This window comes from Methylomonas paludis (assembly GCF_018734325.1).
Classification (GTDB): Bacteria; Pseudomonadota; Gammaproteobacteria; order Methylococcales; family Methylomonadaceae; genus Methylomonas; species Methylomonas paludis.
The window spans coordinates 1,859,494-1,871,555 of sequence record NZ_CP073754.1; the positions used below are offsets into that span (position 1 = coordinate 1,859,494).

Annotated in this window: 14 protein-coding genes; all 14 read left to right on the top strand. The window is 50.4% G+C overall.

Going from position 1 to position 12,062, the window contains the following annotated elements:
* Window positions 1-30: 30 nt before the first annotated feature.
* The 14 genes from atpD to ccmB all read left to right on the top strand — a co-directional run bounded on the left by atpD (window position 31) and on the right by ccmB (window position 12,061).
* Window positions 31-1,467 (top strand): F0F1 ATP synthase subunit beta, encoded by a 1,437-nt coding sequence (gene atpD, locus KEF85_RS08440; RefSeq protein WP_215579278.1) that lies wholly within the window; start codon window positions 31-33, stop codon window positions 1,465-1,467.
* A complete protein-coding gene (locus KEF85_RS08445) occupies window positions 1,457-1,846 on the top strand; it encodes a F0F1 ATP synthase subunit epsilon (protein WP_215579281.1) in 390 nt (129 codons plus the stop codon). Before atpD ends, KEF85_RS08445 begins: the two co-directional genes overlap by 11 nt.
* Window positions 1,839-2,177 carry an AtpZ/AtpI family protein gene (locus KEF85_RS08450; protein WP_215579295.1) on the top strand — a complete coding sequence of 113 codons (339 nt, stop codon included), beginning with the start codon at window positions 1,839-1,841 and terminating at the stop codon, window positions 2,175-2,177. Before KEF85_RS08445 ends, KEF85_RS08450 begins: the two co-directional genes overlap by 8 nt.
* Window positions 2,167-2,466, top strand: coding sequence for an ATP synthase subunit I (locus KEF85_RS08455; protein WP_246534831.1), 300 nt, complete (start codon window positions 2,167-2,169; stop codon window positions 2,464-2,466). The genes KEF85_RS08450 and KEF85_RS08455 overlap by 11 nt, the downstream gene beginning before the upstream one ends.
* Window positions 2,456-3,136 carry a F0F1 ATP synthase subunit A gene (locus tag KEF85_RS08460; RefSeq protein ID WP_215579297.1) on the top strand — a complete coding sequence of 227 codons (681 nt, stop codon included), beginning with the start codon at window positions 2,456-2,458 and terminating at the stop codon, window positions 3,134-3,136. Before KEF85_RS08455 ends, KEF85_RS08460 begins: the two co-directional genes overlap by 11 nt.
* Before the next feature lie 318 nt (window positions 3,137-3,454).
* Window positions 3,455-3,736, top strand: coding sequence for a F0F1 ATP synthase subunit C (locus KEF85_RS08465; RefSeq protein WP_215579301.1), 282 nt, complete (start codon window positions 3,455-3,457; stop codon window positions 3,734-3,736).
* Between the two features lie 2 nt (window positions 3,737-3,738).
* On the top strand, window positions 3,739-4,548 hold the full coding sequence (locus KEF85_RS08470) for a F0F1 ATP synthase subunit B family protein (protein WP_215579304.1): 810 nt from the start codon (window positions 3,739-3,741) through the stop codon (window positions 4,546-4,548).
* Window positions 4,538-6,082 carry an alternate F1F0 ATPase, F1 subunit alpha gene (locus tag KEF85_RS08475; protein ID WP_215579307.1) on the top strand — a complete coding sequence of 515 codons (1,545 nt, stop codon included), beginning with the start codon at window positions 4,538-4,540 and terminating at the stop codon, window positions 6,080-6,082. Before KEF85_RS08470 ends, KEF85_RS08475 begins: the two co-directional genes overlap by 11 nt.
* Window positions 6,079-6,960 carry a F0F1 ATP synthase subunit gamma gene (locus tag KEF85_RS08480; protein WP_215579310.1) on the top strand — a complete coding sequence of 294 codons (882 nt, stop codon included), beginning with the start codon at window positions 6,079-6,081 and terminating at the stop codon, window positions 6,958-6,960. The genes KEF85_RS08475 and KEF85_RS08480 overlap by 4 nt, the downstream gene beginning before the upstream one ends.
* Window positions 6,961-7,179: 219 nt before the next feature.
* A complete protein-coding gene (locus KEF85_RS08485; protein WP_215579313.1) occupies window positions 7,180-8,664 on the top strand; it encodes a metallophosphoesterase family protein in 1,485 nt (494 codons plus the stop codon).
* Window positions 8,665-8,911: 247 nt separating this feature from the next.
* On the top strand, window positions 8,912-9,535 hold the full coding sequence (locus KEF85_RS08490) for a metallophosphoesterase family protein (RefSeq protein WP_215579316.1): 624 nt from the start codon (window positions 8,912-8,914) through the stop codon (window positions 9,533-9,535).
* A gap of 167 nt (window positions 9,536-9,702) precedes the next feature.
* Complete coding sequence (locus KEF85_RS08495) at window positions 9,703-10,443, top strand: SIMPL domain-containing protein (protein ID WP_215579319.1); 741 nt, start codon at window positions 9,703-9,705, stop codon at window positions 10,441-10,443.
* Between the two features lie 320 nt (window positions 10,444-10,763).
* Window positions 10,764-11,396 carry a cytochrome c biogenesis heme-transporting ATPase CcmA gene (gene ccmA, locus KEF85_RS08500; protein WP_215579322.1) on the top strand — a complete coding sequence of 211 codons (633 nt, stop codon included), beginning with the start codon at window positions 10,764-10,766 and terminating at the stop codon, window positions 11,394-11,396.
* Window positions 11,387-12,061 (top strand): heme exporter protein CcmB, encoded by a 675-nt coding sequence (ccmB, locus tag KEF85_RS08505; RefSeq protein ID WP_215579325.1) that lies wholly within the window; start codon window positions 11,387-11,389, stop codon window positions 12,059-12,061. Before ccmA ends, ccmB begins: the two co-directional genes overlap by 10 nt.
* Window position 12,062 lies beyond the last annotated feature (1 nt).

The following is a 12,062-nucleotide window of genomic DNA, read 5'->3' on the forward strand; positions in this document are numbered from 1 at the left end:
TGACGGTCTTGATCTAAACAGGTAGTGACTATGGATACAGGCCAACAAACTCACAATCAGGGCAGTGTGGTAGCGGTACGCGGCAGCATTGTAGATGTGTGCTTTACCGAATCCCTGCCGGCTATTTACACGCTATTGCTGGCGGGAGAAGGTGGCCGGATTGTGATTGAGGTTTGGGCGCAAAGCGATGCCCAACTGGTACGCGGTATTGCGCTGACACCCACTCAGGGATTGGCGCGCGGCATGTCTGTCCTCGACACCGGTGGGCCATTATGCGCACAGGTGGGGCCGGGTATTCTATCGCGCATGTTTGATGTGTTCGGTAACCCTATCGACCGGCTGCCTGTCCCTGACCATGTATTACGGCGTACGGTACATCGTGCCCCACCGGCGCTGGCGCGCCGTTCTACCCAGTCGGAAATTTTTGAGACCGGTATAAAACTGATCGATGTGTTGGCGCCGCTGGAACGCGGCGGCAAAGCCGGCCTGTTCGGCGGTGCCGGGGTGGGTAAAACCGTGCTGCTGACCGAGATGATCCACAATATGGTGGGCAATCACAAAGGCGTGAGTATTTTTTGCGGTATCGGCGAACGTTGCCGGGAAGGTGAGGAACTTTACCGGGAAATGCAGGAGGCTGGTGTGCTGGCCAATATGGTGATGGTGTTCGGCCAAATGAACGAACCCCCCGGTGCGCGGTTTAGGGTGGGGCATGTGGCTTTGACCATGGCCGAATATTTTCGGGACGAGGAGCATCGTGATGTTTTGCTGCTGGTGGACAATATTTTCCGCTTCATTCAGGCTGGTATGGAAATTTCCGGTTTAATGGGGCAAATGCCTTCACGCCTGGGTTATCAGCCTACCATGGGTACCGAATTGTCCGGCCTGGAAGAGCGGATTGCCAACACCGATACCGGGGCTATTACCTCCATTCAGGCGGTCTATGTGCCTGCGGATGATTTTACCGACCCGGCAGCGGTGCATACCTTTTCGCATTTATCCGGTTCGATTGTCTTATCGCGCAAACGCGCTGCTGAAGGCCTGTATCCGGCTATTGACCCCTTGCAGTCTTCTTCAAAAATGTCTACTCCCGGTATCATCGGCGCCCGTCATTACAAGCTGGCCCAGCAAATCCGCCGTACTCTGGCTCAATACGCTGAACTGAAGGATATTATCGCTATGCTGGGACTGGAACAATTATCGCCGGAAGACCGGCAGGTGGTGGCCCGCGCCCGCCGCCTGGAGCGGTTTCTCACTCAACCGTTTTTTACGACTGAACAGTTTACCGGCATGCAAGGCCGGTTTGTGAGTCTGACTGATGCGCTGGACGGTTGTGAACGCATTCTGGCCGATGAGTTCAAGGATTACCCGGAAAGTGCTTTGTATATGATAGGCGCAATCGACGAAGCAAAATTAAAGTTCACAGCCGCTAAAATGCCGGAACCAACCGGGGCAGCCAATGCAACTTAAGGTATTACTACCGTATCAGATATTGGTGGATGTTGCTGCGGTGACCCGCATCGTCGCTGAGACGGCGGAAGGCAGTTTTGGTTTGTTACCGCGCCGGCTGGATTGTGTGGCCGCCTTGACACCAGGCATCCTGATTTATCAAACTGCCAATAATGTCGAGCAATGCCTGGCTATTGATGAAGGTGTACTGGTCAAAACCGGCCCTCAGGTGCTGGTTTCGGTGCGCCGCGCCATCGTCGGTGCCGATCTGGCCGAATTACGCCGTCTGGTGGAACGCGAATTCCTGATACTGGATGAGCAGGCTAAAGCTTTGCGTGCAGTTAACACCAAACTGGAAGCCGGGTTTTTACGCCGCTTTGCCGCTTTGCAGCATGAGTAATAAAGCCGCCAAGCCGCCGGTCAAACCGGATAATCTGGCCGACCAGATCGGCACTAAAGTGGTACGCAAGCTCAAGGCTCGCCGTCACGGTACTCCCGGCATCTGGTTTGGCATGGGTATGATGGGCCTGATCGGCTGGTCGGTGGCCACCCCAACTTTGTTGGGTGTTGCGCTGGGCATGTGGCTGGATAAGCATTTTCCCGGCAAACACCCCTGGACGCTGGCGCTGTTAATGGCAGGGCTGGTACTGGGCTGTGTCAATGCCTGGATGTGGGTAGCTAAAGAAGACAAGGCTATGCATCAGCAAGACGAGGAAGATAATGATGAATGATATCCTGATATTAGCATTGGCCTGGCTGGCAGGCGCAGGCCTGGGCGGGGTGTTTTTTGCCGGTTTATGGTGGACGATCCGCAATGGTCTAAACTGTAAGCATCCGGCGCTATTGTTTCTAGGCAGTTGGCTGCTGCGCAGTACGTTGGTGGTGGCAGGATTTTATCTGGTCGGTGGCAGCCAATGGCAGCGCTGGTTGTCGTGTTTAGTGGGATTTATCATGGCGCGCCTGTTGGTTAGCCACCTGACCAATACCAGCAAATCGCAGCAGGTTAAGCATGCATCTTAGTCCTGATCAAATCATTTACTGGCAATGGGGCGTGGTTAAACTTAATGCCACGATAGTGTTTACCTGGGGGTTAATGCTGCTGTTAACCCTGGGCTCGATTCTGATCACCCGCAGGCTATCCACCAATCTGCACCGCAGCCGCTGGCAAAATCTGCTGGAGATCATAGTGACTACCAGCGTCAAACAAATTGAGGAAGTGGGGTTGCGTAATGCCGCCAAGTATTTGGGATTTCTTGGCACGCTGTTTCTTTTGATTGCCACGGCCAATTTATGCACCATCATCCCCGGTTACGAACCGCCCACTGGTTCGCTTTCCACCACTACGGCGCTGGCGCTGTGCGTGTTTGTGGCGGTACCCTTATTTGGCATTAAAGACCAGGGCTTGCGGGCTTATCTTAAATCCTATCTGGAACCCACCTGGGTGATGTTGCCGTTTAATATCATTAGTGAGGTTTCCAGAACTTTGGCCCTGGCAGTACGGCTGTTCGGCAATATGATGAGCGGGGCGATGATCCTGGCGATATTGCTGACGATTACTCCGTTTTTGTTTCCGATTGTCATGACCTTATTGGGCTTGCTGACCGGTATGGTGCAGGCGTATATTTTTAGTATTTTGGCGGCGGTGTATTTGGCTGCGGCGATGAGGGGTGATCCTGGATCAGGAAATTAAGTATTTATATTTTAATAAGTTATAATATTTTTTTAATGTTTTTTGGTGATTATTCAGTGTAACGATGGATGATCCTTTTTTAAATAAGTAGTTAGCTTCGAATGATGCGCTGCACTGCATTTAGCACATCCTACAACTTATTGTTTTTTAAGTGATAATTGGACGCTGAATAGTTGCTTTATTCCTCGCTCCTGGGTGGGGTATTCCTGCCGAAAGCTTGCGCGGCATCCGGGGGGGAACATCGACCTGCGACAGCTTGGTTTCGCTGTGCGACTTTTTTGATGGGTGAATATATGTACATTATGCAAAGGATATTTTATGGATAGTTCTACAATCATTGCGGTGGCTTCTATTGTGATGGCCGGTTTGACCACGGGGTTTGGCTGTCTGGGGCCGGCGCTGGCTGAGGGTAGGGCGGTGGCGACTGCGCTGACTTCGCTGGCTCAGCAACCGGATGCGGCTGCGACTATCACCCGGACGCTGTTTGTGGGGTTAGCGATGATAGAGTCTACGGCGATTTACTGTTTTGTGGTGTCGATGATTCTGATTTTTGCCAATCCGTTCTGGGATCATTTTCTCAGTGCAGCCGGCGGAAAATAGCCATGCTGATAGATTGGTTCACTGTTGCAGCGCAAACCCTTAATTTCCTTATTTTAATTTGGTTGTTAAAGCGGTTTCTGTACGGCCCGATACTGCATGCGATTGATGCCCGTGAACAGCGAATTGCTGCCGAATTGGCCGCAGCAGCAGCAAAAATGGCCAGTGCCGATCAGCAGCGGGATGAATACCAGCGTAAACAACAGGAATTTGCCCAGCAATGCGCCACCCAATTACAGCAGGCAGAACTGGCAGCCAAAACCGCCGGTCAGCAACTGTTGGATCAGGCCAGGCAAAACGCGGATGCTCTGAGCACCAAACGTGCCGAAACCCTCAATAATCAGGCATTGGCCTTAAAGGAAGCACTCAGCCGCCGCACCAGTCAGGAAGTGTATGCCATTGCCCGCAAGACTCTGCAGGATCTGGCTGATGTGACGCTGGAAGCGCAGATCGTCGCAGCGTTTATTCAGCGTTTGTATGCACTGGATACTGCAGCTAAAACCGCATTGGCCACCCAGTTACAAACCTCGGCAGCACCATTAATCATTCGTAGCGCCTTTCCCTTAAGTGAAGCCCAAACCGGCGCAGTGCGTAATACCCTGCAAGAGATTTTTGCTGCCCAACTTAATCTGCAATTTGAAACCGATGCCGGGCTGATCAGCGGACTGGCATTAATTGGTAATGGTCATCAGCTGGCCTGGAGCATCAGCGATTATCTGGCCGATCTGGAAACCAGTGTGAGCAGCGTATTGCAACAACAGCTAAGCAGCACTCCTGCAATTGCCACTGCCCAGCAGGACCCTCATGGCAGCTGATCAACTTGATGACTTATTTGATGAAATATTTAGCGGTATCGGCCAAACCCGCGCGGCTTATCTTGCCCAATTGCAAAGCCGGGAAGTGGGCTATATCGCCAGTATTTCCACCGGTATTGCTAAAGTCAGCGGTTTGCCTGGGGTAGGCTATGAAGAATTGATTATGTTTCCTGGCGGCATATCCGGAATTGCTTTTAATGTGGATGCCGAGGAAATCGGCGTGGTATTGTTGGGCGAATACTGGCGGTTACAAGCCGGCGATAAAGCCGAGCGTACCGGTAGGGTTATGGATGTGGCAGTTGGCCCGGCCTTGCTGGGGCGGGTTATCAATCCGCTGGGATTGCCTCTGGACGGCAATGCGCCGCCCTTGTGTCAGCAACGTCTGCCCATCGAACGCCCCGCTGTGGCCATTATGGATCGCGCTCCGGTCTTGGAACCCCTGCAAACCGGCATCAAGGTGATAGATGCGCTGATTCCGATAGGCAGGGGCCAGCGCGAACTGATTATGGGGGATCGCCAGACCGGTAAAACGGCGATTGCCATTGATACTATCCTTAATCAGGGCGGCCAGAATGTGTTGTGCGTGTATTGCGCCATCGGCCAACACGCTGCTGCTGTCGCCAAAACCATAGCGGTATTACGTGCGCACGGCGCGTTGGAATATACCGTGGTGGTGGTGACCGAAGGCAATGACCCGCCGGGTTTGACCTATATTGCCCCTTATGCGGCCACCAGTATTGCCGAGCATTTCATGGAAGCAGGCAATGATGTGCTGATTGTTTACGATGACCTGACCCAGCATGCCAGAGCCTATCGGGAGTTATCTTTGTTATTGCGCCGACCACCGGGCCGGGAAGCCTATCCGGGGGATATTTTTTATATTCATTCCCGTTTGCTGGAACGTGCCACTCATTTACGCGCCGAGCAGGGCGGTGGTTCTTTGACGGCTTTGCCTATCATCGAAATCGAAGCGCAGAATATTTCGGCCTATATTCCCACCAATCTTATTTCTATTACCGATGGGCAGATTTACCTGTCGCCGGCATTATTTGAACTTGGCGTATTACCGGCGGTAGATGTGGGCAAATCGGTATCCCGGGTCGGCGGTAAAGCCCAGTTGGGCAGTTACCGGGCGGTGACCGGCGATTTAAAACTGGCTTATGCCCAGTTTGAGGAACTGGAAACTTTTGCCCGGTTTGGCGCACGTCTGGATGATGCCACCCGGCATACGCTGGAACATGGCCGGCGCATCCGCGCCTGTTTGCAGCAGGCTGAGTTTGCGCCGCTGCCGGTGCTGACCCAAATCACCATCCTGCTGGCCTTAACAGCAGGCTTGTTTGATAAGGTAACGCTGGAACAAATGCCGGCCGCCGAAACCGCTCTGCAAAGTGCTGTTGAGCAAATACCCGACGAAATTAGGCAGCGTATCAGCACAGCCGCTCAACTCAGTGCGGCTGACCGGCAAGTGATACTTGATATTGCCGGCCGCAGTTTGGTAACTTTTCAAACCAGTACCAATCCAGCCCAGCCATGAGCGATTCGATGGCGACTCTGCGCCGCAAGATGAATAATGCCGGTGATTTGCATTCGGTGGTACGTACCATGAAAGCGCTGGCAGCCGCTAATATCGGCCAGTATCAGCAGGCTGTCGGCGCCTTGGCTGATTATTACCGCACGGTAGAACTTGGTCTGGGCGCCTGTTTTCGGGCCAGCGCCCAAATTGCTGACCGCCCGGAAGCAGTCTATCCAGCCAGCAACACCATCAATGCCGTGGTATTTGGTTCCGACCAGGGGCTGGTCGGTCAATTTAATGAAGTGGTTGCCGAGTTTGCCGGTAAGACCCTGGCTGAATTGCCCGGCACTGCCCAGGTATGGGCGGTGGGCGAACGGGTTCAAGCCCATTTGCTGGATGCCGGTCTTGCTGTACAAACCGGTTTTGCCGTACCTAACGCCGTTAATGCTATCGCCGCGCTGGTGGGGCGCATTCAAATTGAAACAGAACTCCACCAAGCCACTGCCGATGGCGCCAGTTTATATGTATTTCATAACCGCCAGCATACTGCCACACTCTACCAGCCGGTGTGTTTACGGCTGCTGCCTCTGGATGGGCTGTGGCGACACCAGTTGGCCCGGATAAGCTGGCCCAGCCCCAATCTGCCGGAAGTGATGTGTTCTGGCGATAAGACCCTGCGGGCGCTGATACGGGAATATCTGTTTATTTCGCTGTATCGAGCCTGCGCCGAATCGCTAAGCAGTGAAAACGCCAGCCGCCTGGCCGCTATGGAACGCGCCGATACCAATATTGAAGAATTATTGGAACACCTGCACACCAGCTTCAATCAACTCCGCCAAAATTCCATAGACGAGGAATTGTTCGACGTGATTTCCGGCTATGAAGCTTTAAGCAAATAAGCCCATAAGCAGAAGTTTTGCTGGATTACCTGGCGGCGAATTCACCCTACCCACTATGGTTTAAATGGGATCATAGAAAAATTTATGCGGCTTAATAACAAAAAATTGAATTTATTATTATTAAGTATATGATCGAACCGCGATAACACTTTCGGCTTGACCAGTATTATCAAAACCCCAAGGTATCTGTATCTAATAATAAAAAAAGGTGGGTTTAATATGACAACAATTTTAGCCGGCCCAATATTGCGGCGCACCACGCAGAATCGAATTTGTGTCTGGTTAGCACTGGATAGCCCCCAACAGTTAAGCCTGCAAATCATCGAAGCCAATAAGCCTGAGAATGTGCTGGGTGTCAGCCGTGATGACGAACTGGCGGCCAGTCATGTGCAATTGGGTGAAAAGCTGTTTATCTACCTGTTGCAGGCCTATCCTGACCAGAATCAAAATCAGGGCTTGTTCCCGACCAATACCCTTTGTCACTACCGTTTGCTTACCGACACATCTGAAATTGATCTGCAAGCGGCGAAAGTTACTTATGGGGAACTCAAATATCCTATTTTCCATATCCCGGCAAAGCTGACCTCCATACTCCACGGCAGTTGCCGTAAACCGCATGGGGCGCATGGTCAGGAGGCTTTAACTGTGGCCGATAGCCTGCTGGAACAATATCATCAGGAAATTGGAAAGCGTCCGGATTTATTGTTATTAACCGGCGATCAAATTTATGCTGATGATGTGGAAGCGTCCTTGCTGGATATTTTGCGCGATCAGGCACCAATATTGACTGGACGCATTGAAGACCTGCCGACAGATGAGGATAAGCCTGGCGTTTGCGAGAAACTAAGCAATCTGTTTGGCGGCAAAACCCAGCAGCCGGCTTGGTCTCCCCAGCCACTTGTGCCGCAAAACATTAAACTGGGTGGTCGTGCAGAAGTATTAAAACGTCATCATTCTGGTTTGAGCTCAACGGAAGCCGGTAATCATCTGCTGACTTTTGGTGAATTTGCCGCCATGTATATCTTTGTATTTGGCAATGCTCAGGGTTGGCAAACCGCCACGAGTTGGCAAGACATAGCGGCGAAACATATCCCGGTTGCTGCTGATAAACAGGCTGAGTATGAGCAAGCCACGCTGGCCGTGGTTGAGTTTGGCAATAATCTAAGTAAAGTTCGCAGATTACTGGCCAATATCCCCAGTTATATGATTTTTGACGATCATGATGTGACTGATGACTGGAATATAACCGGGCATTGGTATGACAAGGTGCGCACTTCATCATTGGGGCGACGCATGGTGTCGAATGCGCTGGCGGCTTATTGGGCTTTTCAGGGCTGGGGCAATGACCCGGATAATTTTGATGCCGATCTGGTTAAAGCCATTACCGCTCAGCTTAATCAGGCCAATCCTGATCCGGCCATTCAGGAACGCTACGATTTAATGACCTGGAAACATCGGGGCTGGGGTTTTTCGATAGCCACTGAACCACCGATTATTGCAATGGATTCCCGTACCCAGCGCCAACCGGAAAATCCATACTATCCGGCCCACTTGCTGGATCGCTATGCGCTGGACTGGTTGCGTGTGGAATGGAGCAAGCTGAAAAGCACTGCTGCAGAAGCCGGTAAAGACATTGCTTATCCGGTGTTGATTGCCGCCACGCCGGTGATCAGTGAGTCGCTATTTTTGCGAAAGCTTGTTTAGGGGCATCCCAGCCCCAACAAGCGGCAAAAATTACGCGACCGCTAATGCCTCCGGCGGCCCCGATTCGTCCTCCTCACCTCGTTCCGACCCAACAAGGGGATCGGAACTTCGGCTCCAAGTGACTTGACGGCGTTTCGCGATGCCTTGCAGGTTTTCTCCGCTTCGCTTCGAAAACCCGCCCGGCGCTACGCCTATCGGGGACTAAAAATCTTCGCTCCACTTACGTTCCGCTTCCAAGATTTTCAGCGTGGGATTTACTCCCCTGGAGCGCCTGGTGCAGTTTATCCTGACCGGCGTTGCCTATCTGGAGGATATCCCAGCCGTGCGGGCTGTGGAAGTGGCCTTTAATCAGGAGGGTTTGGTCATGGACTGGGCGGTTGATTTTCTGGATGCGGAAGCCTGGACAGCCAATTTGAACGGATTCACCGATTTCATGGATACGCTGTTACACAAAATGCATATTGATAAATGCGTATTTTTATCTGGTGATGTGCATTATTCTTTCACCACTTGCGGATTTTATACCAGCAGCAACGGCTACACCGGCCAGCAAAAAAAGCTGAGCTGCCTGCAATTGACCAGTTCTTCATTACGCAATATCCCCAGTGATGAGCAAAAAAAGGTGTTGAATATCATTCAGCAAGACACTAATCCTAAAACTTCTATCAGTAATTGGTGGCGTTTTTACGCCAGCCAATGGCGCATGGAACACACCTTGTTGCCGTGTACGGCTAATAGCCAAAAGGTGATTGAGACTTGCAATCTTGGTCAACTGTATTTTATAGATGGTCAACCCAGCCGGCATGTGCTGCATGTGCTGGGGAGTGAGGTGGTGTATCTGCTGCCTAGCTTGGGTTCTGTGCCGGAATAAAATTTGGAAAATTAAGCTTATTGCTCTTACATTACCAAATGCAGGCTAGGCCGGATGTGGCGCTTAGTTTTTCATCAGCCGTGAAACGGGCAAGGGCTATAGCCGAAAATAAACGGTCGCCTTGATAATTAATTTTGTAAGCCTATTTATAATTATAAGGAATTAACATGACGAATAAATTTTTTGCAATTTTGGCATTGCAATTTTTTGTTTCTATTGCAAATGCAATCCAACTCCCTGACTTTCCTTTTATCTATTCACAAGGTTACGCAGCAAAAGAAATACCACCCAATACGGTTGAACTGAATTTTTATGTAAAAATCTTTGATGAGAATCCGGAAACGGCCTTTAAACTACTACAAAAACAAAATATTGACTTAGTAAAGTTGTTCAAAGACCTTGATATTCCCGATGAGAATATCGAATCCTATGATATTCAAAAAACAACTGTTCGTGAAAACAAGGATTATCAAGAGTTAAAAGTATTGGGTTACGATATCAGCCAAGGTTACACACTGAGACTAAAGGACATTAATAAATATACGGCACTGATGAACAAGATCGTCAGTTATCGAAACATCGTAAATTTTAATTCGAAGTTTGATGTAGCAGAACGCCAAGATGTTGAAGCGTCATTACTGATTGAAGCCTATGCAGATGCTAAAAATCGCGCCAAAAATATCGCCAATAGTGTTGGTGCGCAATTAGATGCTGTATTTGCCATATCAGAAAAAGGCTTTGGCTCAATAGAAGGCGATTTTGGAATTTCTAATGCCAGTGATAAATCTGATTATATGTTTAATAAAGCCAGCTTCAATGGTAATCCAGCTGTGATAACATTTATACCTTATTCCATTAAAATTGAAAAAAAGGTAAATGTGATTTATAAATTAGGTACTAATCAGTAGTGGATTTGGGCTGCAGCGGTGAGGCCATTGTATATCCCGGTAACCCTTGTTTGATAACGGCTTCGCGGCGAATTCCTTGATTCCACTGCGTTGCATCGAGGCTAAAAACAATACTTTTTTAATGGTTAATTGCTTGGTCGCCTTAAGCTCAGCATATCCTAGGCCTTATCCATCAAGATAAAATTGGTCGATTACTAGCCCCGCACCCCAGATTTTGTCCTGAATCGGCCAAAATTTACCCGTCACGCCACATCAGTTACAAAACTTGCTTACTTTATTGGTAAAATACGGAGGTTTTGTGAACCAGCCTGTCAATTATCATGTCTCAGCCGCAAGCCACCGGATTATTTGTTACCGATCTGTCATGCCGGCGGGATGAGCGTTTGCTGTTTAGCGGCCTGAGTTTTAATGTGCAACCGGGGCAGGTGTTATTGCTGGAAGGCAGTAACGGCAGCGGCAAGACGTCTTTGTTGCGGATTCTGTGCGGTTTTAGATCGGCGGATAGCGGCGAGTGCCGCTGGGACGGTATACCGCTGGACCAGAGCGATTATTTTGCCGAAACAGCTTATGTGGGTCATGCTGACGGCAGTAAAAAAGAGCTGACGGTGCTGGAAAATCTGCGTTTTGCCTTGGCCTTAAGCGCTCCCGGTGCCTACAGCATAGCTCAGGCCTTGCAGAAAGTGCAGTTGGCCGGGTTTGACGATAATTTGGTGCAAACTCTGTCTGCCGGGCAAAAGCGGCGTTTGTCTTTGGCGCGGTTGCTGATCACCCGCCAGCGTTTGTGGATTCTGGACGAACCCTTTACTTCGCTGGATCGGCAGGGTATAGAGTTAATTGAATCTTTAATGATGGCGCATACCGGGCAGGGCGGTATGGTAATCCTGACTTCGCATCATGAGTTAAGTTTGCCGCACATCCATTTACAGCGTATTCATTTAGATACATGTCATTAAGCAAGGCTTTTTTTGCCGTTATCAGCCGGGATTTACTGCTGGCGTTTCGCCGCCGCGCTGAAATGCTCAATCCCTTATTATTTTTTGTGCTGGTAGTAACGCTGTTTCCGCTGGCGGTGGGCGCACAACCGCAGTTATTGCAAAGCATCGCCCCCGGCATTATTTGTGTGGCGGCATTATTGGCGGCTTTGCTGTCCTTGGAAACTTTGTTCAGGACTGATTTTGAAGATGGTTCCCTGGAACAAATGCTGCTCAGCCCGCATGCCTTGACAATACTGGTGCTGGCTAAGATTACCGCACACTGGTTGGTGACAGGATTGCCTTTGTTATTGATTGCGCCTTTACTGGCGGTGTTTTTGGGTTTGCCGGACTCGGCCTTGAGTACGCTGATACTGACTTTGCTGTTGGCTACGCCTTTGCTGAGTTTGATTGGGGCGATTGGGGTGGCTTTGACGGTGGGTTTGCGCCGGGGCGGCATGATTTTGTCGCTGCTGGTGTTACCTTTATATGTGCCGGTGCTGATTTTCGCCAGTAGCGCTGTGGACAGGGCTGCCGGTGGTTTGCCGGTGGACGCCCAACTGGATATTTTGGCGGCCATGTTATTACTGGCTTTGGTGTTGGCACCTTTACCAACAGCAGCCGCGTTAAAAATGAGCGTTAATTAAT